This window comes from Pseudomonas sp. 313 (assembly GCF_000316965.1).
Lineage (GTDB): Bacteria > Pseudomonadota > Gammaproteobacteria > Pseudomonadales > Pseudomonadaceae > Chryseomonas > Chryseomonas benzopyrenica.
Genome location: NZ_ANBZ01000035.1, coordinates 55,721 through 78,483 on the forward strand (window position 1 = coordinate 55,721; position 22,763 = coordinate 78,483).

Below are 22,763 nucleotides of genomic sequence, written 5' to 3' on the forward strand. Positions count from 1 at the left end.
CAGCATTGTTTGCGGCGACCTCAGGAGTGTTCCAGGTCGATCAGCACGCTCTTGCTGCGCAGGGTCGCCTCATAGGCGGCGCGGCCCAGGTCCTTGCCGATGCCAGAGCGCTTGTAGCCGCCGGTGGGGATGATCCAGTCGTGGCTGCGGCCATAGCGATTGACCCAGACGGTACCGGCTTCCAGCGCCCGGGTCAGGCGCAGCGCCCGGCCGAGGTCGGCGGTGTGCACGCCGGCCGCCAGGCCGTAGGTAGGGTGGTCGGCGAGCGCCAGGGCTTCGGCTTCATCGTCGAACACCTGCACGGTCAGCACCGGGCCGAAGATCTCTTCGCCCACGGCGGGATTGTCCGCGCCGACCCCGGTGATCAACGTCGGCTGATAGTAGACGCCGCCCAACCCCTCCTCCAGCGCGCCACCGATCAGGATCTCAGCGCCGGCCGCCTGACTGCGAGTGACGATGTCTTGGATACGTTGGCCCTGGCGCTGGGAAATGATCGGCGACAGCGTCGCTGCTGCCGACCAGGTCGGCCCGGGACGCAAGTCGGCGAAGGCCGCGCGAATGCCTTCCAGCATCGGCTCCAGGGCGGCGCGCTGCACCAGCAGCCGCGAACCCGACACGCAGACCTGGCCGGCATTGCCGGTGATGGCCGCTGCCACGCTGCGGGCGGTCCGTGCCAGATCCGGCGCATCGGCGAACACCAGCTGCGGACTCTTGCCGCCCAGCTCCAGGGTCACCGGCTTGGGGCCGCTCTCGGCGCAGGCGGTCATGATGGCGGTGCCGGTACCCGTGGAGCCGGTGAAAGTGACCTTGCCGATGCGCGGATGCCGGCACAAGGCATCGCCGGTCACCCGGCCATCGCCCTGAACCACGCTGAGGATGCCGGCGGGCAGCCCGGCCAGCGTGGCCAGCTCAGCCAGGCGCAGGATGGAAAAGGGCGTCAGCTCCGACGGCTTGATCACCACCGCATTGCCGGCCGCGAGCGCCGGCGCGATCTTCCAGCCGGCCATGCTCAGGGGAAAATTCCACGGGGCGATGGCGCCCACCACGCCATAGGGCTCGGTGATCTGCAGGCCCAGGTGACTGGTGGCGGTGGCCGCCACCTCGCCACCGTGCTTGTCGGCAAATTCGGCGAAGAAGCGGATACCCTCGGCCACATAGGGGATGTCCCAGGCCAGCACCTCGCGCAACGGACGGGTCGACCCCACGGCTTCCAGCGGACCGAGCACCGCGCCATCGGCCTCCACCAGATCGGCCCAGCGGCGCATCACCCGCGCCCGTTCCCGGGGCGGACGGCTGGCCCAGTCACTGGCCTTCCAGGCGCGCCAGGTGCCTTCCACCACCTCATCTACCAGATCCGCCGAGGCGCACGGCAGCCCGCTCTGGAAGCCGCCATCGGAGGGCCGGAACACCTCCAGCTCGGCGCGGGCGTCGCAGGTGCGCCCCCCGATGAAATGGGCACAACGAACCGCAACTTCTCTGGGGTCGAACGAGGCCATGGGGCGCTCCGCTAGGGCTGTGGGCTTGGCCCCATGCTAGGCCGGCGGACCGCCATCTTTTGCCGATCTGGCCCGGACCTTCGGCGCCTCACGCCGCTGCACCCGGCCATCGGCAACCGAATCTGCCGTCGCGTCTTGCTAGGCTGACGTCTGCATCAGCCAGACCCGAACCGGAGCCCTGCCGTGTCCCACGCCACCCTGAGACCCCTGCGCGAAACCGACCTCGCTACCGCCTACCGCCTGTCCCAGGCGCTGCACTGGCCTCATCGGCCGGAAGACTGGCAATGCCTGTTCCATACCGGCGAAGGCCTGGCGCTGGAGGACGACCAGGGGGTGTTCGGGACCGGCTTCTGCGTCCCCCAGGGCGATTACGCCACCATCGGCCTGGTGATCGTCGCCGACAGCCACCAGGGTCAGGGCCACGGTCGCTGCCTCATGGACGGCCTGATCGGCCTGGCCGGCACCCGCACGCCGTTGCTGGTCGCCACCCTGCGCGGCGCCCCGCTCTATCGCAGCCAGGGCTTCGTCTCCTACGAGCGTATCTATCAGCACCAGGTCGCGACGCTGCCGACCATGGAAGACCAGCGCCACCCGCTGGAAAGCCAGGTTCAGGAGCTGACGCTGGCCGCAGCTCCCCAGCTGCAGGTCCTCGCCCAGGCCGCTACCGGCCTGGACCGCACCACCTTGCTTCAGGAACTGCTGCCACAGGCCGAACGCATCGTCGGCCTGGAACGCGGCGGCGAGCTGCGCGGCTTCGCCTTGTTGCGTCCTTACGGTCGCGGGTTGTCGGTCGGTCCGGTGATCGCCGAATCCGCCGACCAGGCCAGGGCGCTGATCCTCGCCCTGCTGCGCCACGCCGAAGGGCGCTATGTGCGCTTCGACGTGACGGCTCGTAGCGGCCTCAATCCCTGGCTCAGCGAGCTGGGCATCCCCCAGGTCGACGAGGTCGAGCAGATGGCCAGGGGCGAGGCGCCGGTATCCCGCGATGACCTGGATCAGTTCGCGCTGCTGACCCAGGCGCTGGGTTGATCCGCGCAAATCGAGCCGGGCTCAAGCACGCGCCGACAAGCCACGCCGCCAGCGCAGCAGCCGTGCTTCCAGCAGGGCCAGCACCGCATTGAGCGCCAGGCCCACCACTGCCAGCAGCAGGATGCCGGCGTACATGCTGGGGATCTGGAACACCTCCTGGGAGTTGAGGGTGAGAAAGCCCAGCCCCGAGTGGGCGCCGATCATCTCGGCGGCCACCAGCGCGGTGATGGAATAGGCACCGGCCAGGCGGATGCCGGTGAAGATCGACGGCGCCGCCGCCGGCAGCACCACCTTGAGAAAGAGGAAGCGTCGGTTGGCCCCCATGGACAGCGTCGAATTCACCAGCAGCGCATCCACCTGCTTCACGCCGCTGATGGTGCTCAGCAGGATCGGCCAAAAGGACGCCCAGAAGATGATGGCGATCTTCGAGGCCTCGCCGATGCCCAGGAACAGGATGAACACCGGGAACAGCGCCAGGGCGCTGGTCTGGCGGAACAGTTGCAGCAGTGGATCGAGCAGCCGTTCAAGGCGGATGAACCAGCCCATCAGCAGGCCCAGGAGCACCCCTGCGCCTATGGCCAGCAGCAGGCCGGCCAGCGAGCGTTGCAGGCTGGCGCCGAGGTGCCGCGCCAGGCTGCCATCGCGCGCCAGGTCGAGGATGCTCTGCAGCACCACCGAGGGCGGACTCAGGTAGCCGGGGTTGACCAGGCCCAGCCGCGGCAAGGCTTCCCAGAGCGCCAGGAACAGCAGGATGCCGAGGCTGCCGTCGAGCAGCCGATGGGAATGGCGTATCAGCTTCATGCGCCTACCTCCTGGCGTCGCGGTGCCGCTGACGGCACGGGTGCAGGCGCCCCGCGCAGGGCTTCCCAGGCCTGTTGGCGCAAGGCCGCGAAGGCCGGGGTGTTGCGCACCTCGGCCGCCCGCGGACGCGGCAGGTCGATGTCGAGCAAGCGGTGGACCCGCCCCGGGCGGGGCGTCATCACCGCGACCCGGTCGGCGAGGAAGATCGCCTCGTCGAGACTGTGGGTGATGAAGACGATGGTCTTGCGTTGCCCGTCCCAGATGCGCAGCAACTCGTCCTGCAGATGCTCGCGGGTCTGGGCGTCCAGCGCGGCGAAGGGCTCGTCCATCAACAGCACGTCCGGCGCATAGGCCAGGGCGCGGGCGATGGCCACCCGCTGGCGCATGCCGCCGGAGAGTTCGTGGGGATAGCGAGCGCCCTGCCCCTCCAGCCCTACCAGCGCCAGATACTCCCGCGCCGTCGCGAGCCGCTCGCGACGCCCCACCCCGCGAATCTCCAGACCGATGGCGATGTTGTCCAGCACCGAGCGCCACGGCAGCAGCGCATAGCCCTGGAATACCACGCCCTGATGCGGATTGATGCCTTGCAACGGTCGGCCGTCGATGGTCAGCTCACCCGCGCTCTTCTGCGCCAGACCGGCGAGAATGTTGAGGAAGGTGGACTTGCCGCAGCCGGAAGGCCCCAGCACCGCCAGGAATTCGCCCTGGCGCACCTCCAGGTCGAAGTCCTGCAACACCGGTACCCGCTCCTGGGCGCCGCTTTCGCTAAGGCCGTCATAGGCCAGCGCCAGGCCCCGGGCGACGATCTTGGCGCTCATCAGACGGTACCCCGGACAAAGGGATTGAAGGCATTGGTGTAGACGTCCTTGACCTGCACCGCGCCGGGCTTGAGCTTGCCTTCGTGTTCGAGGATGTCGATGTAGTACTGGATCGGCGGCTCGGTGATAACCAGATCGTCGACGTAGGCGAAGCGCTCGACCAGTTCCAGCTTCATGCCCAGGCGCTCGGCGGTGATCTTGCGGGCGTCGTCGGGATGCCCGTTGACCCAGTTGGCCGCCTTGGCCAGCGCCTGGACCACGTCCCGCGCAGCCTCGGGATGGTCGCGCAGAAAGCGGCCATGGGCGCTGTAGGGCGCCATGCCGCCCAACCCCTCGTCCAGGTCGAAATCGCTCCACAGCTTGCGCAGGGCGGGATTGTGCTCGGCGCTGCCGGAGGTGGGCGGATGGATGATCGCCAGATCGATGTTGCCGGTGGCGAGCGTCTGTTCGGCCTGGACGTCCGGGACCACCACCCATTTGATGCGATCGACGTCCACGCCTTGCTGGCGCAGGTATTTCTTGGTGACGAACTCGGCGCAGGCGCCGAAGCTGTTGAAGCCCACCGTCTTGCCCTCGAGGTCCTTGGGCGTGCGAATACCCGAGTCGTCGCGCACGAAGTACTTCATGTGCGGCGCTTCCTGCAACGTCTTGCCCCCGGCGGCCACCACCTTGAGGTCGAGGCCGCTGGCGATGGCGGAGATCACCAGCGGCACCATGCGCGTGCCCAGGTCCAGCTCGCCGGTGCCGACCAGCGGGATGATCTGCGGCGCGGCGACCTTGCCGACGTATTGGGGACGCACCCGGGTACCCTCGAAGTAGCCCAGGGAGTCGGCGACGTAGACCAGATCGAAGGTAGGGTTGTCGGGGTAGCGGAAAGGGACCACCTGATCCGAGCGCTGGCCGATCACTGCCGGTGCGCCGGCCTGGGTACCGGGTTTGTCGTCGCAGCCGAACAGGCTGGTACCCAGGGCACCCAGGGCGGTTACGGTGGTTAGCTGTCGAATGAAGCGGCGTCGGTTGAGTGGCTCGAGATCCATTGGGGCTCCTGTCCTGGTTGTCAGCTCGTACGAACGGCTAGGCATGCTGCCCCAGGGTGGCGGACGACTCCAAAGACCCAGATTCTTTATGAATAGATCGAATGGTTAGACCCCATAATCTTTCACTCTAACCATATTCTTTCCGCTATCGCCCAGGTAGGAAGCGCTGGTGCAGCTGCCGCGCCAGCACGTTCAGGCAGGCCGATCAGCAGCACCAGGGCCATCAGCTCGCCATAGGCCAGGCGGTCGCGGGTGTCGAGGATGTAGTAGCCCAGACCGGTGCTGACGCCGAGCATCTCGCAGGGCACCAGCACGATCTAGAGGATGCCGATGGCCAGGCGCACGCCGGTCAGCACCTGGCCCAGCACGCCGGGCAGGATTACCCGCCGCAGGATTTCCCAGCGGGTAGCGCTCAGGCTGTGGGCCAATGACGCCGCAAGCGGGACACATGCGAGTGACGGGCGCCCCTCAAGCGCAGCCCTCCTGCTAGCGCCACTCGCACCCCGCCACGCGATTGCAGCTGGTGCGGGCGCGGTCGCCCTGGGAGGTGGAGAAGCGGCTGATGACGTTCCAGCCCAGCTGGCGGGTACGACCCAGCCAAAGGTTGCCGTCGCTGGTCAGGCCGCTGAAGAACTGCAGCCGCCCCAGTCGGGTGCTGGTCTGGGACCAGGAGAGGCCCGAGACCGGATCGTAGCCGCGCATCAGGGTATCGTTGCCCTGCACCGCCACCCCGTACCAGCCGCCCTGCCCGTCCTGGCAGCGCAGCACGAAGGCGCTGCGCACGCAGGTGTTGGCGGGTTTGAGACTGGGAATGGCCGCTTGGGCGCAGGACAACGGTAGCAACAGCGCCAGAGACAGCAGGCCGGTACGCAGGATCGCAGTCGGGGTCATCGCGGCAGTCGGTCGAGAGCGGGACGCCCAGCATGAGGTAAAACCCGCAACCCTACCAGCCCGACCGTTTTAGAGCGTCTTGCCGGTCAAGGTGGGTAGCCCCGGCTCGGCCACCGTCACGCGTTCCTCGACCTCAGCCTCCGGTGTGGGAAGCGGCTTACCATCCAACGCGACCTTCAGTCGGTGCATGTCCAGTGCGCCGACCCAGCGGGCAATGGCCAGGGTTGCTACGCCATTGCCGATGGTGTTGGTGATCGCCCGGGCCTCCGACATGAAGCGATCCACTCCCAGCAGCAATACCATGCCCGCTACCGGGATGGTGCCGAGGCTGGCCAGTGTCGCCGCCAGGGTGATGAAGCCCGACCCCGTGACGCCAGCCGAGCCCTTGGAGGTGAGCATCAGCACGGCCATGATGATGAGCTGGTCGGTCAGGCTCAACGGCGTGTTGGTGGCCTGGGCGATGAAAGTGGCGGCGGCGGTGTAGTAGATGGCCTGGCCGTCCGGATTGAATGTCAATCCTGAGGGAATGACCATACCGGCCACCGGCTTGGAGCAACCGGCGTTCTCCATCTTGCGGATCATCTGCGGCAGCACCGACTCGGACGAACTGGTGCCAAGTACGGTGAACAACTCTTCCTTGAGGTATTTAAGCAGCTTCCACAGACTGAAACCGGCGACGCGGCAGATCGGCCCCAGCACTAGGGCAACGAAGAGGATACAGGTGAGATAGAAGCAGGCCATTAGCTTGCCCAGGGAGAACAGCGAGCCAAAGCCGTATTTGCCGATGGTGAAGGCGATGGCGCCGAAGGCTCCCAGCGGCGCCAGGCGCATCACGATGTTGACGATGCCGAACATGCCGTGCATCAGGCTGTCGAGGGTGCGGATGATCGGCTTGCCCTTGTCACCACAGCGCGCCAGCGCCACCCCGAGCAGGATGGAGAACAGCAGGATCTGCAGGATGTTGCCCTTGGCGAAGGCGTCCCCGAGGGTATTGGGGATGATCTGCATCATGAAGGCGATGAAGGACTCGTGCTTGGCGGCCTCGGTGTAGCTGGCGATGGCGGAGCTGTCCAGGGTGGCGGGATCGATGTTCATGCCAGCGCCCGGCTTGAAGGTATCGACCACCAGCAGGCCGACGATCAGCGCCAGGGTCGAGACCACCTCGAAATAGATGAAGGCGCGGATGCCGACCCGGCCCAGCTCCTTCATGTCGTTCATCTTGGCGATGCCGGTGACCACGGTGAGGAAGATCACCGGCGCCAACAGCATCTTGATCAGCTTGATGAAAGCATCGCCGATGGGTTTGAGCGAGGTGGCGAAATCGGGATGGAAGACGCCGAGCAAGGCGCCGGCGATGACGGCGATCACGACCTGGACGTAGAGTTTTCCGAGTAGGCGCTTCATGGGATGTCCACTCTTGTTCTTGTAATGGAGGCGACCGCGCAAGCGGACGCCGGTGGAGATGCGGGCGCTGCATCGCCCGCCCCGCCTGGCTGCGGGCGGTGCAGCCGGACTAGCGAGCGATCAATTCGAGCACGGCATCAGTGACCTGGCGCGTGGTGGCGGTGCCGCCCAAGTCCGGGGTGTGCAGACCGCTGGCGGTGACCTCTTCGATGGCTCGCATCAGGTGGGCGCTGGCCTCCCGCTCGCCGAGGTGATCGAGCATCAGCGCGGCGGTCCAGAAGGTGGCGATAGGATTGGCGACCCCCTTGCCGGTGATATCGAAGGCCGAGCCGTGGATGGGTTCGAACATGGAGGGGAAGCTACGATCGGGATTGAGGTTGGCGGTGGGCGCGATGCCCAGGCTGCCGGAGAGTGCTGCGGCGAGATCCGACAGGATGTCCGCGTGTAGGTTGGTGGCGACGATCACGTCCAGGTTGCCCGGCTTGAGCACCATGGTAGTGGTCACGGCGTCCACCAGTTCCCGAGTGGTGCGCACGTCCGGATAATCCTTGGCCACCTCGGCAAAGACCTCGTCCCACAGCACCATGCCATGGCGCTGAGCATTGGACTTGGTCACCAGGGTCAGGTGCCTGGCCGGGCGACTACGGGCCAGTTCGAAGGCGAATCTATGGATACGCTCTACGCCGACGCGGGTAAAAGTTGAGACCTCGGTGGCCACCTCGATAGGCAGACCTTGATGGACTCGCCCGCCGCTGCCGGAGTATTCGCCTTCGGAGTTCTCCCGCACGATCACCCAGTCGATGGCCTGGCCATTGGTCAGCGGACTCTTCACCCCCGGCAGCACCCGCGCCGGGCGAACGTTGGCGTACTGGTCGAAGCCCTGGCAGATCGGCAACCGCAAGCCCCAGAGGGAGATATGGTCGGGTACCTTCTGGCTGCCCACAGCGCCGAAGAAGATGGCGTCGGCTTGCTTGATCTCCTCCAGCCCTCCCTCAGGGATGTAGTGGCCATGCGCAAGGTAGTACTCCGAGTCCCAGGGGTAGTGGCTGACGGCAAAGGTGAAACCGCCCAGACGCTTGGCTAGGCCTTCGAGGATCTCGAGGCCGGCGGCTATGACTTCGACCCCGATACCGTCTCCGGGAATGGCTGCGATCTTGTAGTTCTTCATGGCTGGGCCCTGTGCTCTTGGTCGTTGATTAAGACGCTGACTGGCAGCGTTGGGCCGAGTATAGGTAGTGAAATACAGGCTAAGATTCACCTCAAATCACCACTTAAGTGAATTTAGGTTACTAATGAGTCGCCCCCAGGACCTCAGCTTCTTCCACCTGCTGGCCCAACAAGGCAACCTTGCCTCCACGGCCCGCGAGCTAGGCATCACGCCTCCAGCGGTGAGCAAACGATTGGCCGCCCTAGAGAAGCGCCTGGGGGTACGGCTGGTCAATCGCACCACCCGCTCGTTAGGGCTTACGCCCGAGGGCGAACTGTACTTCCGTCATGCCGGCCGCATACTGGGTGACATCGAAGCGGTGGAAGACATGGTCGCCAGCCGCCGTGGTCAGCCCAAGGGCCTGCTGCGGGTGAATGCTTCCCTGGGCTTCGGACGACGCTACCTAGGCCCGGCGCTGGCGGCCTTTATCGACCGCTATCCCGAGGTGGAAACCCAGTTGCTGCTCAGCGACCATCCCATGGAGCTGGCCGCCCACGGCCTGGACCTTGGCATCCGCTTCGGCGTGGCACCCGATGCCGGCTACCACGCTCGGCGGATCGCTAGCAATCGCCGACTCCTGTGCGCCTCGCCGCTTTACCTGGAGCGCTATGGTACGCCGCAGCGGCTGCAGGACCTGGCCACGCACAACTGCATCTTCCTGCGTCAGAACGACAGCATCCATGGCGTCTGGGAGTTTCTCGAAGGGTCGCGTACCCGTAGCGTCAAGGTACGCAGCAACCTGAGCTGCAATGATGGCGAGGTGGCGCTGAACTGGGCCCTGGAAGGCCGCGGCATCCTGCTCCGGGCGGAATGGGACATCGCCCGCTACGTGCGCAGTGGACGCCTGCGCCGAGTGCTGGAAGAGGCCCGACCGCCCTCGGCGGACGTCTATGCGGTCTACTTGGAACACCATCACTTGTCCGCTAAGGTGCGGCATTTCATCGACTTCCTGGTCGAGCGTTTCCAGCGGATAGACCACCTCGAAGACTTAGCCGGCGACGCGGATTGACGGCTTCAGCCTTTCGCCGTCCGCCAGAGCCGGCCAATGTCGCGCGCGGTGCGTTCCAGCAGCACCTCGGCCTGGGCCAAGGCTTCTTCCAGGCTGAGCGGTCCCGGCACCAGGCTGAAGGCGGCGGCGAGGCCCTGTTCATAGAGGGCGTCGTACCCTTCGCCCAGGGAGCCGGCCACCGCCACCACCGGCACGCCATGACGCCTGGCCAGGCGCAGCACGCCCGCTGGGGTCTTGCCTCTCAAGGTCTGGCCGTCCAGCCGCCCTTCCCCGGTCAGCGCCAGGTCGGCGCCCATCAGCGCGTGCTCCAGACCCACCAATTCCGCCACCACCTCGATGCCGGGGCGGAAGGTCGCCCGGAGAAAGGCCAGCGCCGCGAAACCCACCCCTCCGGCAGCGCCGGCACCGGGCTGCTCGCGGACATCGCGGCCCAGGGTCGCGGCGGTGACCGTGGCGAAATGCGCCAGTGCGCCATCGAGCTGCAGCACCTGATCGGGCGAGGCGCCCTTTTGCGGTCCGAAGATGTGGCTGGCGCCCTGGGGACCGCAGAGGGGATTGTCGACGTCGGCGGCGATGACCACCTCCACCTCGGCCAGGCGTGGATGCAGCTGGCTCACGTCGAGGCGAGCCAGGTTGGCCAGGGCCGCACCGCCCGGCGCCAGCGCCTGGTCCCGCTGATCCAGCAGCCGTACCCCCAGAGCCTGGAGCAGGCCCGCGCCGCCGTCGTTGGTGGCGCTGCCGCCGATGGCCAGCACCAGGCGCTCGGCGCCGGCGTCCAGCGCGGCGTGCAGGAGTTCGCCCGTGCCCCGCGAAGTGGCCACCCGCACATCGCGACGTGCCTTGGGCACCAGTTCCAGACCGCTGGCGCTGGCCATCTCGACGAAGGCGGTGCGCTGCTCGGCCAGCCAACCCCAGCGGGCGGTCACGGGCTCGCCGAGGGGGCCGGTCACCTGCGTCTGGCGCACCTCGCCACCGGTCGCGGCCAGCACGGCATCCAGGGTGCCCTCACCGCCATCGCCCAGCGGGCATTCGATGAGTTCGGCCTCCGGTAGCGCGTGGCGCAGGCCGCGGACCAGGGCACGGGCGACCCCGGCGGCGGACAGGCTTTCCTTGAAGGAATCAGGGGCGATGACGATCTTCATGGGGCCGATTCTCCGTTGTTATGTGCCGAGTGTTTCGCGGATCGCTCAGCACAACAATAGGACAATTGCCCACCATCGACAGGTCAAAATCGTGAATTTGCCCAGTGCTGATCCAGCATCAGCAGGGCGCAATAGAGTTCGGCAGCCTCGGTGAAGCGCCGCGGATCCCGCCCGGTCAGCCTCTGGATCCGGTCGAGTCGATGGCGCAGGCCGTTGCGATGCAGCCCCAGCGCCTCGGCACAGGCCTGAGGGCTGGCGTCCTGGGCGAACCAGTTGCGCAGGGTCGCCAGCAACTGGCCATCCCGGTCGGCATGGCGCAAGCGCTGCAGCGGCTCCAGCAGCCAGGTAGCGGGCAAGCACTCAGCCTGCCCCTGTAGCCAGGTGGGCAAGGCCAGGTCGTCCAGCGCTACCCGCACAAGGTCAGGTCGCAGTCGCCTGGCCACCGCCAGTAGATCCACGGCCCGCTGGGTCGTCTCGGCCAGGCCGGTCCAGGGTCGCGGCGCAGGGATCCAGGCGCTGCGCCCTAATGACCAGCCCTGCCCCGGCAGTTCCTCCAGCAGCGCCTCTGGCGCCTCCGCTCCGGGTCGATACCAGAGCCATTGCCCCTCCTCCCGTGGCAGGCACCAACTGTGGGTTACCCGCTGCTGCGCCCAGTCGCCAAAACCCGGTGCTGGCGCGGTGAACTCCAGCAGTAGCACGTCTCGTGGCAACGCCGGCTGCAGGCCGAGCAGATTGGCGTGGCGGCCCAGTTCGGCTGCCGCGCCCGGGGCGAGCAACTGACGCAACAAGGGTGTGGTCATGGGGGTAGTAGCCGGCGGCTGTCCGGCCCCCTGTTCGATCAGCATTTCCGCGGTCAGGCGCAGGAGTTCGGCGGGCAGGCGCAGCTGCTCGGCGTCAGCCCCGGTCACGCCGAGAACGCCGACCAGCTCGCCCTGGCGATACAGCGGCAGGTTGATACCGGGCTGGGCACCCGCCAGCCGGGCGGCGTCAGTGGCATCCAGCGCCACCGCGCGGCCTTCGGCGATGACCTGGCGCGCCCCGGCATGGCGGGTGAACAGCCGCGCCGGATCACCCGAGCCGATGATCAGTCCGGATGCATCCATGACATTGACGTTACCGGGCAGGATACGCATGGCGCGTTCGACGATTTCCTGCGCCAGGGTCTGGCTCAGCTCCATGGCCACCTCTGAAGTTGGGGCGCGCCCTCGCGACGCGCCGTCACCTTAGAGGCGTCGCCTGCCGCCGGGCAAGCCGCCAGGCGACCGGGCGCCGTTACTCCGAGGTGCTCAGCACACCGCGGCGCACCTGGTCGCGCTCGATGGATTCGAACAGCGCCTTGAAGTTGCCCTCGCCGAAACCGGTGTCGCCCTTGCGCTGGATGAATTCGAAGAACACCGGACCCAGCAGGGTCTGGGAGAAGATCTGCAGCAACAGCCGGCGCTCGCCGCCCTCGGCACTGCCATCGAGCAGGATGCCGCGGGATTTCAGCGCGTCCACCGGCTCGCCATGATTCGGCAAGCGACCTTCGAGCATCTCATAGTAGGTCTCCGGCGGCGCGGTCATGAAGCGGGTGCCATAGGCCTTGAGGCGATCCCAGGTGGCGATCAGGTCATCGGTGAGAAAGGCCACGTGCTGGATGCCCTCGCCGTTGAACTGCATGAGGAATTCCTCGATCTGCCCGGCGCCGCGGGAGGATTCCTCGTTGAGCGGGATACGCACCAGACCATCCGGCGCGGTCATGGCCTTGGAGGTGAGGCCGGTGTATTCGCCCTTGATGTCGAAGTAGCGCAACTCGCGGAAGTTGAACAGTCGCTCGTAGAAGTCGGCCCAGTAGGCCATGCGTCCGCGATAGACGTTATGGGTCAGGTGGTCGATCACCTTGAGCCCGGCGCCGAAGGGCTTGCGCTCCACCCCCTCCAGAAAGACGAAGTCGATGTCGTAGATGGAGCTGCCCTCCTCGAAGCGATCGATGAGGTACAGGGGCGCGCCGCCGATACCCTTGATCGCCGGCAGGCGCAATTCCATCGGCCCGGTGGGCATGTCCACCGCCTGGGCGCCCAGCTCCAACGCCTTGGCATAGGCGTGGTGGGAATCGCGGCAGCGAAAGGCCATGCCGCACACGGACGGGCCGTGCTCCACGGCGAAATAGGCCGCATGGCCGGTCTTCTCGCGATTGACGATGGCATTGATGTCGCCCTGGCGGAACAGCACCACGTCCTTGGATCGGTGGTTGGCGACGTGGCTGAAGCCGAGACTCTCCAGCACCGGCTCGATGACATTGGGAGTGGGCGAGGCGAATTCGATGAACTCGAAACCCATGAGGCCCATGGGATTTTCAAACAGATCGGCCATGATTGGCTCCTTGACGGGTGACGTGCGGACGTTGTCGATGACGCGGGTCAGCGTGTCGTCAAGGGTGGCGCGCAGGAGATTCCGCGTACGCTGCGGGCCAGGAAGTCACCGAGCAGGAGCTGGCAACCGAGGAACTTCACGAGGTCACCCGCTCCGGGCTATCCGCTTGCAGCGCGGGGTGGGCTTGTTGAAAGGCGGGGTCAGCTGCGGCCAGGCCCTCCACGCGCAGCAGGCGCGGGTAGACCGACAGGTCCACCTGGAAACGCCGCGCGGCATAGAGCTGAGGCAGCAGATAGACGTCCGCCAGCCCCCGTTCGCCGAAACAGAATCCGCTATCACCGACCTGCGCCTCCACCGCGGCCAGACCTTCACCTATCCAGTGCGAAATCCAGTCGAGGATGGCCGGCTCGTCCAGGCCCAGACCGCGCAGGCGGTTGAGCACCGCGGCATTGTGCAGCGGATGGATATCGCAGCCGATCAGCGCGGCGATGCCGCGATGACGAGCACGCAGCAGTGGCTCGGCTGGCAACAGCGGCACTGCCGGATAGCGTTCTTCCAGGTATTCGAGGATGGCGGGTGACTGGATCAGTACCTCACCGCTGTCGAGGCGCAGGCTGGGCACCCGGCCCTGTGGGTTGAGCGCCCGGTAGGCCGGCTGGCGCTGCTCGCCGTCCAGCAGATTGACCAGTACGGCGCACCAGTCCAGTCCCTTCAGCGCCAGGGCAAGGCGCACTCGGTAGGACGAAGTCGAGCGGTAGTAGGTATAGAGGTCCATCAGGGCTGTCCTGTGGTCGCCGGTCGGCTTCTTATTATGCGTAAGTCAGTTACGTTGAAAGGAATCTGCGCGTGTCCGGCGGGGTTGTCAACGGCGCTCAGGTCAGGAGCCATCCCTGCTGAACGCGTCCAAGCCCGCCCTTCCCTAGCCTGCCGGCAGCACCCGTCCGCGGCACTCGCCGAAGCCGATGCCGGGCAATCCAGGCGTCTGGCAGCGGGCCCTGAAGATGACCTCGTCGCCGTCCTCGAGAAAGGTACGGGTCTCACCACCGGGCAGCTGTAGCGGCTGCTTGCCGCCCTGGGTGAGTTCCAGCAGGCTGCCGCAGCTGTCGGCATCCGGACCGGACAGGGTGCCCGACCCAAAGAAGTCGCCCGGTTTGAGGGCGCAGCCGTTGACCGTGTGATGGGTCACCATCTGCGCCACCGTCCAGTACATGTTCAAGGTGTTGCTCAGGGCGATTCGCTGGGCAGGCAGCCCCTGCGCCTCCATGCGCGGCGTACGCAGCAGCACCTCCAACTCGATATCCAGGGCGCCCTGGGCCTGGTCGTGCTCGTCGAACAGATAGGGCAACGGCTGGGGATCGCCCTCGGGCCGCGCCGGTTGCGCCCGGCGATAGGGTGCCAGGGCTTCCACCGTGACCACCCAGGGCGATAGGGTGCTGGCGAAGCTCTTCGACAGAAAGGGCCCCAGCGGCTGGTATTCCCAGGCCTGGATATCCCGCGCCGACCAGTCGTTGAGCAGGCAGAAGCCAGCGATATGCGCTGCCGCGTCGCCAATGGCGATGGGCTCGCCCTGGGCATTGCCCGGCCCGATCCAGATGCCCAGCTCCAGTTCGTAGTCCAGCCGGCGGCAGGGTCCGAAGACCGGTACGTCCTGCCCGGGTGGCAGCGTCTGGCCCTTGGGCCGCTCGAAGGCCTCGCCGGAAACCCCGAGCGTCGAGGCGCGACCGTGATAGGCGATGGGCACGTGCTTGTAGTTGGGCAGCAGCGGATTGTCCGGGCGGAACAGTCGGCCGATCTGGGTGGCGTGGTGAATACCCACATAGAAATCGGTGTAGTCGCCGACCCGCGCGGGCAGGTACATCCGGCAGGCACCCTGGGGCACCAGCAGGTATTCGCCCAATTCCTGCAGGTGCTCGCGTTGCGGATGATCGGCGCGCAGCAGCGCCTGCACGGCCTGGCGTAGGGCGACCCGCGCTTGCGTGCCGGCGGCGAAGAAGGCATTCAGTGTCGTCTGGCCGGCCAGCTCGGCGGCGCGCTGGGCCTCGCCCTGGAACAGGCCGGCTTCGAGGGCGAAACCGAGATCGAGGATGAAATCACCCACGGCCACGCCCCCACGGGGCGTCTCCTCGCCACGACTGAATACGCCCAGGGGCAGGTTGTGCAGGGAAAAATCCAGATGGCCGTTGGCCGAGGCCACCCAGCTGTGCAATTCGTGGGTCATGCCGGTTCTCCCGCGTTGGGCGCGACAAAGGTCTTGGCGAGGCCTGCCCAGCAGGCGTCGTAGTCAGGCTGCAGCAGCGGCGAAGCCAGCGCGTGACGGGTCGGCCGCAGAACGCGAGCGGTCTCGAACATGAAGGCCATGGTGTTCTCGATCTTGTGCGGCCGCAGGTCGGCGGCGATGGCGTTCTGGGTGGAGACGTGGTCCGGCCCATGGGCGCTCATGCAGCCATGCAGGGAGGCGCCACCCGGCGCGAAGCCATCGGCCTTGGCGTCGTAGGCGCCCTGGATCAGCCCCATGAATTCGTTCATCAAGTTGCGGTGGAACCAGGGCGGGCGGAAGGTGTTTTCCGCCACCATCCAGCGTGGCGGAAAGATCACGAAATCGATGTTGGCCATGCCCTCGATGGCGCCGGGCGCGGTCAGCACGGTAAAGATGGACGGATCCGGATGATCGAAACTGACCGTGCCCAGGGTATTGAAGCGGCGTAGGTCGTATTTGTAGGGCACGTGGTTGCCATGCCAGGCGACCACGTCCAAAGGCGAGTGATCCAACTCGGTTTCCCAGAGCTCGCCGAGAAATTTCTGCACCAACCGGGTCGGCGCCGTGACCTCCTCAAAGCGGGCCACGGGCGCCTGGAAGTCCCGCGGATTGGCCAGGCCGTTGCTGCCGATGGGGCCCAACTCCGGCAGGCGCAGGGAGCGACCGTGGTTCTCGCAGACATAACCGCGGACCGCTTCGCCCTCCACCAGCTCCACCCGGAATTTCATTCCGCGCGGGATCACCGCGATCTCCAAGGGTTCGATACGCAGCAACCCCAGCTCGGTGAGCAGATCGAGACGGCCCCACTCGGGCACGATCAGCAATTCGCCATCGGCGTCGTAGAACACTCCGGTCATGCTGGCGTTGGCGGCATAGCGATAGAGGCTGACGCCCTCGGCCTGGTCGCCCTCGGCAGTGGCGACGATCCGCTCCAGCCCGGCGAGGAAATCGGTGGGGGCTTCCGGGAGCGGCAAGGGATTCCAGCGCAGGCGATTGGGCGTTGGGCCACCCAGCTCGGCGCCGGTCAACTGGACGACGCTGCGCTGAAAACGGCCGTGAGCGGCCGATGGCCTGAGTCGATATAGCCAGGAGCGCCGCGCCTCGTGGCGCGGCACGGTGAAGGCCGTCCCGGACAGTTGCTCGGCATAGAGCCCGAAGGGCGCCCTTTGCGGCGAATTCTGCCCGATCGGCAACGCGCCCGGCAGCGCTTCGGTACTGAAGTGATTGCCGAAGCCGGACTGATAGGTCACGGGCATGGCTGCTTGTTCTTGTCTGTTCACCTGAGCACCCATTATGCGTAATAGGTTTACGCAAAAAGTAAATTGAACCCAAGGGAGCGTCAAGCTATAACGCTGCCTTTCCCCATGCGATCGAGCAGATGACGAACATCCCGGAAGAAGCCCCCCCACGGCGGCAGAAGGTGCAGGCGGCCGAGGTCGGTACCGACATCCTCAAGGCCCTCGCCGAGCTGGCACCCGCTACCTCCTTGTCGCGCTTGGCCAGCCACCTGGACATGCCCGCCAGCAAGGTGCACCGCTATCTGCAGGCCCTGATCGCCAGCGGTTTCGCCGAACAGGATCCGCGCACCAACCATTACGGCCTTGGCCAGGCGGCGCTTTTCGTCGGTCTGGCGGCCTTGGGTCGCCTGGATGTGGTGAAGCTGGCGGCGCCGGTACTGGCCGAGCTGCGCGATGAGGTGGGCGAAACCTGCTTTCTGGCGGTCTGGGGTAACAAGGGGCCGACCGTGGTGCTGGTGGAGCAGGCGGTGCGCGCCGTCACCCTGGTGACCCAGGTCGGTTCGGTGCTGCCGTTGCTGGGCTCCTCCACCGGCCTGGTGTTCAACACCTTTCTGCCAGATGCCGAGACCGTGGCGTTGCGTGAAGAGGAGTTGCGCCAACCGGATGCGCCCGCTGCAGCGACGCTGGAAGAAACCGCACGCCAGCTGCGGGAAACCCTAATCCAACCGGTACACGGCCTGCTGATGGCCGGCGTCAACGCGCTCTCCGCGCCCTTGCTGGGTGCCGGTGGCCGGCTGGCTGGGGTGCTGACCGTGGTCGGGGCCGCACCAGGCTTCAAGGCCGAGGCGGAAGGTCCTGCCGCGCTCCGCCTCCACGCCGCTGCCCAGGCCATCAGCAGGCGTCTGGGCGGATAAGACAGACAATCTCAACCAACCGGACCCTGCCTTGAGCGCCGCCAGCGGGCGCGACGCTCCGCCTGATCCTTTCTATACTCCATTCGGCTAAAGGATGACCCAGAATGGCCGTTTGCCATTAAGCTTACTGTTAGCGCGTTTATTATTGGCGCACTGCTTTATGGTGACCCCTTCATGAGTGCTCTTTCCTACCGCGATCGCAACCAGGCTCTCAACGACTCCCTGGACAAATTCTGGCAAGTCGCCAAACCCGTGGTCCAGGCGGCCATGGTGATTCATGTAGCGTTACTGGTCATTTTCGTCCTGCTCGACCAGATGCTGATGGCCTGGACCAACGTGATCAGCGTAGCGGCCTATGTGGGCTGCCTGATCGCCCTGCGACAGCGTCGCTATCGCATCGCCAGCCTGACGATGAGCTGCGAGATCGTCGCCCACGCCTGGATCGCCACCTGGCAACTCGGCTGGGACAGCAATTTTCATTACTACGTGCTGTGCATCCTGCCCATCGTCATCTACAACTACCGCACCGCCCCTCTGCGGCATCTGCTGCTGGTCATCGGCATTCTGGTGACCCTGGCGGGTGGCTATCTGCTGCACACACCGGCGACCCTCGCCCCGCTGACGATGAAGCTGTTCGGCACCCTCAACATCATCAGTGCCCTGTTGTTGCTGCTCTACGGCACCGGTGCCTCCTTTCATCACAGCACCAAGATGCAATTGGACCTGCTGCATTCCGCCAGCCACGACAGCCTCACCAACCTCTACAACCGGCGGCGCATTCTCGACCAGGCCGAGAAGCGCAGCGGCGTGAGTGGCAGCCTCATCCTCTTCGACGTCGATCACTTCAAGCACATCAACGATCGCTTCGGCCACGACTGTGGCGACCTGGTGCTGCAACGCATCGCCGACGTCATCCGCCGTGAGGTTCGCCAGTCGGATCTGGCCGCGCGCTGGGGTGGCGAGGAATTCCTGGTACTGCTGCCCAAGGCCCAGAGCGAGGTGGCCTGGGGCGTGGCGGAGCGGATCCGCCAGCGACTGAGCGAGGTGACCCAGTCTCTGGAGCGCGGTCCCGCGCGCGTCACGGCGACCCTGGCCGTGTGCGAGATCCGCGACTGCGAAGCCTTCGCCAGCGCCCTGGAGCGCGCCGACCAGGCGCTCTACCGTGGCAAGCAGGAAGGCCGCGACCGGGTGATGCTGGCGGCCTGAATTCGGGCTCGCCCTAGGCTCAGTACGAGAAGTGCCTGCGCTCGGCGACGTTTCGTACAGAACCTAGACCACGAAGCGCTGCAAGGCATTGTGCAGATCGGCAGCCAGGGCGGAAAGTTGCTGGCTGCTGGCGCTGGTCTGCTGAGCGCCGGCGGACGTCTGGGTCGCCGCGTCGCGGATCAGCGTCAGATTGCGATCGACCGCCGCGGTGGTGGCGGTCTGCTCTTCGGTGGCCGCGGCGATGGCGTCGTTGCGCTGGCCAATGGCGGTGATGGCCTGGGTGATGCCCTCCAGCACCTGCCAGGTCGCCTGCGCCTGCTCGCGGGTGTGGCTGGCCTGGATCCGGCTCTGGTCGAGGGCGACCACGGTCTTCTCGCTGACCTGCTGCACACCGTCGATCAGGCCCTCGATCTCCCGGGTGGACTCGCCGGTACGCCGCGCCAAGCCACGCACCTCGTCGGCCACCACGGCGAAGCCCCGCCCGGCATCACCCGCACGGGCGGCCTCGATGGCGGCATTGAGCGCCAGCAGGTTGGTCTGCTCCGCCACGTTGCGGATGACGTCGAGCATCTTGCTGATGCCCTTGGACTGCTCGGCCAGGTGATCGGCCTGGGTAGCGGCTTCATCCACGTTACCCACCAATTGAGTGATGGCGACCAGCGTCTGCTGCACCTGCGCCTGCCCCTGCTTGGCCTGATCGACGCAGCGACGCGATTCGGCGGAGGTGGATGTGGCGTGCTCGCACACCGACTGCACCGCCTGATTGAGCAGATTGACCGCATCCGCCGCGTGCTGGATATCGGTCGTCTGCTGCTCCAGGTTTCGGCTGCTCTCATCCATTACCGCGCTCATCTGGGTCGAGGCCGAGGCCAACTGCTCGGAGGCATTGCCGGTATGGGCCAGCACCTCGCGCAGATTGCCTTGCATGCGCTCCAGTGCCAGCAGCAGCATGGCCGCCTCGTCGCGTCCTTGAGGCTGGATGGTCTGCCGCAGGTCACCCGCGGCGATGCCGGCGGAGATGTCCAGTGCCTGCCGCAGCGGCTGCACCACGCTCCGGGTCAGCCGCCAGGCCAGCAGCAGCAAGAGGAGAATGGCGCCGCCAATGACCGACCAGACGATGGCGCGGGCCTGGAGGAACTGGGCATTGGCCACCTCCTTGGCCTGGGCGGCGCCCTGCTTGTTCAATTCGCGCAGGAGCTGCACCTGCATGTCCATCAGGTCGCCCTTGAGGCCAACCACGGTATCCAGCTGCATCCGCGCGGCCGGAAGCTGCTGCTGCTCGATCAAACGCACCTCCTCGCGCAGTCCTTCCACGAAAGGCAGGTAGGCCTCGTGCAGGGCCTTGACCGAATCCCGCTCGGTCGCATCGGTGATGACCGGCTCATAGTCGCGGAACAGTTGGTCGGTCTCGTTGACCAGCTGCTCCAGGGTCACACGGCTCATGGCCACGGCGCCCGGGTCTTCGGCGTTGAGCAGGACCACCGAGGCCTGGTTGCGCAACTTGCCGAGGTTGATCGCCAGGGAGTCGGCGATGGCGATGCTTGGCAACCAGTCCTGTTCCATGCTCAGGGCCTGACGACGCAACTGCTGCATTTCCCATAGCGAAAAGCTGCCCAGCCCGGCAAGCAGGACGGCGGCGAAGGTAAAGGAACACAGCATCCGCGGACCGGTCTTTAAGGCTCTCAGCCAGGAACGACGCGACAGACGACGAAATGGAGCGAGGATACGGCGCATGGAAGGTCACTGCAAAAAGACGTTCGAGTCAGCAGTCTAGGCAAGGGAGATGTCGGATTGATTGCAAAATACTGGCGCCAAAAAACAAATCAGACGATTGCGGTGAAGAAGGGTCGCCGCTAAGGTCCGCCTCTTCCTTTCCGGTCGGTGCAGTCCGCCATGTCCGTCGTTTCCGCCAAGGCCTCCACGTCCCACATCCTGCTGCTCGGCGTCGCTCAGATCCTCGTCTGGGGTGGTTCCTTCTTCATTCTGGCCGTGCTCGCCGATCCGGTGGTTCAGGAGACCGGCTGGTCTCGCCAATGGGTCTATGGGGGGCTCTCGCTCGGGGTCCTGGTGTCCGGGTTGCTGGCACCCGCTTGCGGACGCCTGATCGCCCGCCAGGGTGGCCGCACGCTGCTGTCGCTGAGCGGACTGGGCGTTGCCGCCGGCCTGACGCTGATGGCCTGCGCCCAACATCTGCCGGTGTTCCTGCTGGCCTGGGTGGTGATGGGCATCGGCATGGCCGCCGGTCTCTACGATGCACTGTTCGCCACCCTGGGTACCTGCTACGGCGCCCAGGCTCGCTCGGCGATCAGCGGCATCACCCTGGTATCCGGCTTCTGTACCGCCATCACCTGGCCCATCGCGGCCTTCATGGTCAGTCACCTCCGCTGGCGCGGTGCCTGCCTGGCCTATGCGGCCGTTCTCTTGCTGACGATCTGGCCGCTGTACCGGCGCGCCCTGCCCGCGCCAGCCCTCGCCGCCCAGGCACCACGGCCAAGTCAGGTGGCGCCGGAGGTAGCAGTAAACCGTCTGCTCTATACCGTGCTCACGGCGCTCTTCACCCTGGGCGCCGTGCTGATGACGGCCATTTCCATCCAGCTGATCACCCTGCTGCAGGGCCTTGGCTACAGCCTGGCGAGCGCGGTGGCCCTGAGCGCCTGCCTGGGGCCGAGCCAGGTGGCCTCGCGGATCATCGACCTGCTCAATCGCAATGGCCACCCCCTGTGGACGGCCCTCGCCTCGGTGATCTGCACGGCAGTCGGTCTGCTGCTGGTGACCCTGGGGCCGAGCCTCGTCTGGGTGACGGTGGTGGGTCTGGTGATCTTTGGCGCGGGCAATGGCCTCAGGGCGATCATTCGTGGCGCCCTGCCCCTGGCGCTCTGGAGTCCAGCCGAATACGCCACGGTCCTGGGACGCATGGCGCGCCCGGCGCTCTTGGGCCAGGCGGCCACGCCCCTGCTTTGCGGTTATGTGCTGGAGCACCAGGGTCCGCAGGCAGTGCTGGGATTGCTCTGCCTGCTGGCGCTGATCAACGTGGCGCTGGTCGCCTGGTTGTTCAGAACGCTCCTTGGCCGTGGCGCCGCCTAGTCACAGGCGATTTCCAAAGGGACCAGGCGCAGTTTGATACCGGTACGACGCAGGGTAAGGATATCCCCCTCGCGTTGGCCGACCTCGTCGCCCAGGGTGCTGCGCAGCGTTTCGTCGAGCAGCTGCGCATAGGTCCGGGGATCCTCTTCCTGGCAGCTTTTGGCGATGTGCAGCTCACCCTGCAGCAACTTGCCCGCAGTGCGACCGCTGGTGAGGTCCACGAGCAGGTAATCTTGATCGGGCTGGTAGGTGAAGGTCATGCGAATTCCCCGGCGGCTGTAGCCATGGGAACCGTGTGTCCCCGGTTGGTTCAGGAAGTCGGATTGCCTTCCTCGTCCAGTCGATTGCGCAGCATCACCAGCGTCTCGCGCAAGTCATCCAATCCGGCGTCGCCCAGCGCGCACACTTCCCGAACCCGGCCGTTCACGCCATTGGCCTGCTCCCGCAGCGTGCGACCTGCCGGCGTCAGTTCGATCGACAGATTGCGCTCGTCTTCCGCGCTGCGGCGGCGCGTGACCAGTCCGCCCGCTTCGAGACGCTTGACCACCGGGGTCAGGGCGCCGGAATCCTGTCGCAGACGGTTGGACAGCTCCTTGAGGGTGAGGCCGTCGTGCTCCCAGAGCACCAGCATGATCAGATATTGTGGAAAGGTCAGGCCCATGCTCTCCAGCAGGGGCTTGTAGAGCTGCGTCATCGCCAGCGAAGCCGAATACAGGGAGAAGCACAATTGCTGATCGAGGAGCAGTGGATCTTTGGCTGTCATGGGATTTGCCATTACAAAAAGCGTGAAAGAGTGGAAGGTGCGATCGATCCCAATCCAGGTCAATAGCCCAGATGATAAGGGGTCGGTTGCCGGAAACATCCGGTAACTGGCACTG

At 66.1% G+C, this 22,763-nt stretch carries 21 protein-coding genes and 1 pseudogene; 5 read left to right on the forward strand and 17 right to left on the reverse strand.

The genetic code is table 11. The features are described from left to right. Positions 1 to 20 precede the first annotated feature (20 nt). The gene (locus C722_RS0107485; RefSeq protein ID WP_017639909.1) at positions 21 to 1,496 is read right to left on the reverse strand and encodes an aldehyde dehydrogenase; all 1,476 of its coding nucleotides are present in this window, start codon (positions 1,494 to 1,496) and stop codon (positions 21 to 23) included. Positions 1,497 to 1,679: 183 nt separating this feature from the next. Here C722_RS0107485 and C722_RS0107490 point away from each other — a divergent pair, with 183 nt between their 5' ends. Continuing rightward, positions 1,680 to 2,525, forward strand: coding sequence for a GNAT family N-acetyltransferase (locus C722_RS0107490; RefSeq protein ID WP_017639910.1), 846 nt, complete (start codon positions 1,680 to 1,682; stop codon positions 2,523 to 2,525). A gap of 21 nt (positions 2,526 to 2,546) precedes the next feature. Here C722_RS0107490 and C722_RS0107495 read toward each other — a convergent pair whose 3' ends face one another. From C722_RS0107495 to C722_RS0107530, 7 genes and pseudogenes are all read right to left on the reverse strand, one after another. Then, on the reverse strand, positions 2,547 to 3,326 hold the full coding sequence (locus C722_RS0107495) for an ABC transporter permease (protein ID WP_017639911.1): 780 nt from the start codon (positions 3,324 to 3,326) through the stop codon (positions 2,547 to 2,549). Further along, complete coding sequence (locus C722_RS0107500; protein ID WP_017639912.1) at positions 3,323 to 4,144, reverse strand: ABC transporter ATP-binding protein; 822 nt, start codon at positions 4,142 to 4,144, stop codon at positions 3,323 to 3,325. Before C722_RS0107500 ends, C722_RS0107495 begins: the two co-directional genes overlap by 4 nt. Next, the gene (locus C722_RS0107505) at positions 4,144 to 5,181 is read right to left on the reverse strand and encodes an ABC transporter substrate-binding protein (protein ID WP_017639913.1); all 1,038 of its coding nucleotides are present in this window, start codon (positions 5,179 to 5,181) and stop codon (positions 4,144 to 4,146) included. Before C722_RS0107505 ends, C722_RS0107500 begins: the two co-directional genes overlap by 1 nt. A 122-nt stretch (positions 5,182 to 5,303) precedes the next feature. Beyond that, positions 5,304 to 5,609 (reverse strand): annotated as a pseudogene (locus C722_RS24720) (ABC transporter permease); the annotation flags it as partial. Between the two features lie 58 nt (positions 5,610 to 5,667). Then, entirely contained in the window at positions 5,668 to 6,072 is a 405-nt protein-coding gene (locus C722_RS0107520) for a hypothetical protein (protein WP_017639914.1), read from the reverse strand. A 69-nt stretch (positions 6,073 to 6,141) separates the two neighbouring features. Further along, entirely contained in the window at positions 6,142 to 7,476 is a 1,335-nt protein-coding gene (locus C722_RS0107525; protein ID WP_017639915.1) for a dicarboxylate/amino acid:cation symporter, read from the reverse strand. Between the two features lie 109 nt (positions 7,477 to 7,585). Then, positions 7,586 to 8,644, reverse strand: a complete 1,059-nt coding sequence (locus tag C722_RS0107530) for a tartrate dehydrogenase (RefSeq protein ID WP_017639916.1) — start codon at positions 8,642 to 8,644, stop codon at positions 7,586 to 7,588. 124 nt (positions 8,645 to 8,768) lie between these two features. Here C722_RS0107530 and C722_RS0107535 point away from each other — a divergent pair, with 124 nt between their 5' ends. Continuing rightward, a complete protein-coding gene (locus C722_RS0107535; RefSeq protein ID WP_017639917.1) occupies positions 8,769 to 9,692 on the forward strand; it encodes a LysR family transcriptional regulator in 924 nt (307 codons plus the stop codon). Positions 9,693 to 9,697: 5 nt separating this feature from the next. Here C722_RS0107535 and C722_RS0107540 read toward each other — a convergent pair whose 3' ends face one another. The 6 genes from C722_RS0107540 to hmgA form a co-directional block, all read right to left on the reverse strand. After that, entirely contained in the window at positions 9,698 to 10,834 is a 1,137-nt protein-coding gene (locus tag C722_RS0107540) for a glycerate kinase (protein ID WP_017639918.1), read from the reverse strand. Between the two features lie 83 nt (positions 10,835 to 10,917). Continuing rightward, a complete protein-coding gene (locus C722_RS0107545) occupies positions 10,918 to 12,012 on the reverse strand; it encodes a sugar diacid recognition domain-containing protein (RefSeq protein ID WP_017639919.1) in 1,095 nt (364 codons plus the stop codon). Between the two features lie 94 nt (positions 12,013 to 12,106). Continuing rightward, positions 12,107 to 13,186 (reverse strand): 4-hydroxyphenylpyruvate dioxygenase, encoded by a 1,080-nt coding sequence (hppD, locus tag C722_RS0107550; protein ID WP_017639920.1) that lies wholly within the window; start codon positions 13,184 to 13,186, stop codon positions 12,107 to 12,109. A gap of 136 nt (positions 13,187 to 13,322) precedes the next feature. Further along, positions 13,323 to 13,961, reverse strand: a complete 639-nt coding sequence (gene maiA, locus C722_RS0107555) for a maleylacetoacetate isomerase (protein WP_017639921.1) — start codon at positions 13,959 to 13,961, stop codon at positions 13,323 to 13,325. A 144-nt stretch (positions 13,962 to 14,105) separates the two neighbouring features. After that, entirely contained in the window at positions 14,106 to 15,404 is a 1,299-nt protein-coding gene (gene fahA, locus C722_RS0107560) for a fumarylacetoacetase (RefSeq protein ID WP_017639922.1), read from the reverse strand. Then, a complete protein-coding gene (gene hmgA, locus C722_RS0107565) occupies positions 15,401 to 16,699 on the reverse strand; it encodes a homogentisate 1,2-dioxygenase (protein ID WP_017639923.1) in 1,299 nt (432 codons plus the stop codon). The genes fahA and hmgA overlap by 4 nt, the downstream gene beginning before the upstream one ends. Before the next feature lie 122 nt (positions 16,700 to 16,821). On the opposite strand from hmgA, the gene C722_RS0107570 reads away from it, so the two are divergent. Continuing rightward, on the forward strand, positions 16,822 to 17,595 hold the full coding sequence (locus tag C722_RS0107570; RefSeq protein ID WP_017639924.1) for an IclR family transcriptional regulator: 774 nt from the start codon (positions 16,822 to 16,824) through the stop codon (positions 17,593 to 17,595). A gap of 174 nt (positions 17,596 to 17,769) precedes the next feature. Next, a complete protein-coding gene (locus C722_RS0107575) occupies positions 17,770 to 18,801 on the forward strand; it encodes a diguanylate cyclase (RefSeq protein WP_017639925.1) in 1,032 nt (343 codons plus the stop codon). 63 nt (positions 18,802 to 18,864) lie between these two features. Here the strand turns inward: C722_RS0107575 and C722_RS0107580 are convergent, their stop codons facing one another. After that, positions 18,865 to 20,535, reverse strand: coding sequence for a methyl-accepting chemotaxis protein (locus tag C722_RS0107580; protein WP_026083711.1), 1,671 nt, complete (start codon positions 20,533 to 20,535; stop codon positions 18,865 to 18,867). 159 nt (positions 20,536 to 20,694) lie between these two features. On the opposite strand from C722_RS0107580, the gene C722_RS0107585 reads away from it, so the two are divergent. Then, positions 20,695 to 21,885: an MFS transporter gene (locus C722_RS0107585; RefSeq protein WP_017639927.1), complete on the forward strand. Its 1,191-nt coding sequence runs from the start codon at positions 20,695 to 20,697 to the stop codon at positions 21,883 to 21,885. Here the strand turns inward: C722_RS0107585 and C722_RS0107590 are convergent. Further along, the gene (locus tag C722_RS0107590) at positions 21,882 to 22,145 is read right to left on the reverse strand and encodes a hypothetical protein (protein WP_017639928.1); all 264 of its coding nucleotides are present in this window, start codon (positions 22,143 to 22,145) and stop codon (positions 21,882 to 21,884) included. The genes C722_RS0107585 and C722_RS0107590 overlap by 4 nt on opposite strands. Positions 22,146 to 22,195: 50 nt before the next feature. Next, complete coding sequence (locus C722_RS0107595) at positions 22,196 to 22,648, reverse strand: MarR family winged helix-turn-helix transcriptional regulator (protein WP_017639929.1); 453 nt, start codon at positions 22,646 to 22,648, stop codon at positions 22,196 to 22,198. Positions 22,649 to 22,763 lie beyond the last annotated feature (115 nt).

Coding starts and splice junctions, on each gene's coding strand:
- C722_RS0107485 (WP_017639909.1), bottom strand. CDS start 1,496: ATGGCCTCGTTCGACCCCAGAGAAGTTGCGGTTCGTTGTGCCCATTTC.
- C722_RS0107495 (WP_017639911.1), bottom strand. CDS start 3,326: ATGAAGCTGATACGCCATTCCCATCGGCTGCTCGACGGCAGCCTCGGC.
- C722_RS0107500 (WP_017639912.1), bottom strand. CDS start 4,144: ATGAGCGCCAAGATCGTCGCCCGGGGCCTGGCGCTGGCCTATGACGGC.
- C722_RS0107505 (WP_017639913.1), bottom strand. CDS start 5,181: ATGGATCTCGAGCCACTCAACCGACGCCGCTTCATTCGACAGCTAACC.
- C722_RS0107520 (WP_017639914.1), bottom strand. CDS start 6,072: ATGACCCCGACTGCGATCCTGCGTACCGGCCTGCTGTCTCTGGCGCTG.
- C722_RS0107525 (WP_017639915.1), bottom strand. CDS start 7,476: ATGAAGCGCCTACTCGGAAAACTCTACGTCCAGGTCGTGATCGCCGTC.
- C722_RS0107530 (WP_017639916.1), bottom strand. CDS start 8,644: ATGAAGAACTACAAGATCGCAGCCATTCCCGGAGACGGTATCGGGGTC.
- C722_RS0107535 (WP_017639917.1), top strand. CDS start 8,769: ATGAGTCGCCCCCAGGACCTCAGCTTCTTCCACCTGCTGGCCCAACAA.
- C722_RS0107540 (WP_017639918.1), bottom strand. CDS start 10,834: ATGAAGATCGTCATCGCCCCTGATTCCTTCAAGGAAAGCCTGTCCGCC.
- C722_RS0107545 (WP_017639919.1), bottom strand. CDS start 12,012: ATGGAGCTGAGCCAGACCCTGGCGCAGGAAATCGTCGAACGCGCCATG.
- hppD (WP_017639920.1), bottom strand. CDS start 13,186: ATGGCCGATCTGTTTGAAAATCCCATGGGCCTCATGGGTTTCGAGTTC.
- maiA (WP_017639921.1), bottom strand. CDS start 13,961: ATGGACCTCTATACCTACTACCGCTCGACTTCGTCCTACCGAGTGCGC.
- fahA (WP_017639922.1), bottom strand. CDS start 15,404: ATGACCCACGAATTGCACAGCTGGGTGGCCTCGGCCAACGGCCATCTG.
- hmgA (WP_017639923.1), bottom strand. CDS start 16,699: ATGCCCGTGACCTATCAGTCCGGCTTCGGCAATCACTTCAGTACCGAA.
- C722_RS0107570 (WP_017639924.1), top strand. CDS start 16,822: ATGACGAACATCCCGGAAGAAGCCCCCCCACGGCGGCAGAAGGTGCAG.
- C722_RS0107575 (WP_017639925.1), top strand. CDS start 17,770: ATGAGTGCTCTTTCCTACCGCGATCGCAACCAGGCTCTCAACGACTCC.
- C722_RS0107580 (WP_026083711.1), bottom strand. CDS start 20,535: ATGCGCCGTATCCTCGCTCCATTTCGTCGTCTGTCGCGTCGTTCCTGG.
- C722_RS0107585 (WP_017639927.1), top strand. CDS start 20,695: ATGTCCGTCGTTTCCGCCAAGGCCTCCACGTCCCACATCCTGCTGCTC.
- C722_RS0107590 (WP_017639928.1), bottom strand. CDS start 22,145: ATGACCTTCACCTACCAGCCCGATCAAGATTACCTGCTCGTGGACCTC.
- C722_RS0107595 (WP_017639929.1), bottom strand. CDS start 22,648: ATGACAGCCAAAGATCCACTGCTCCTCGATCAGCAATTGTGCTTCTCC.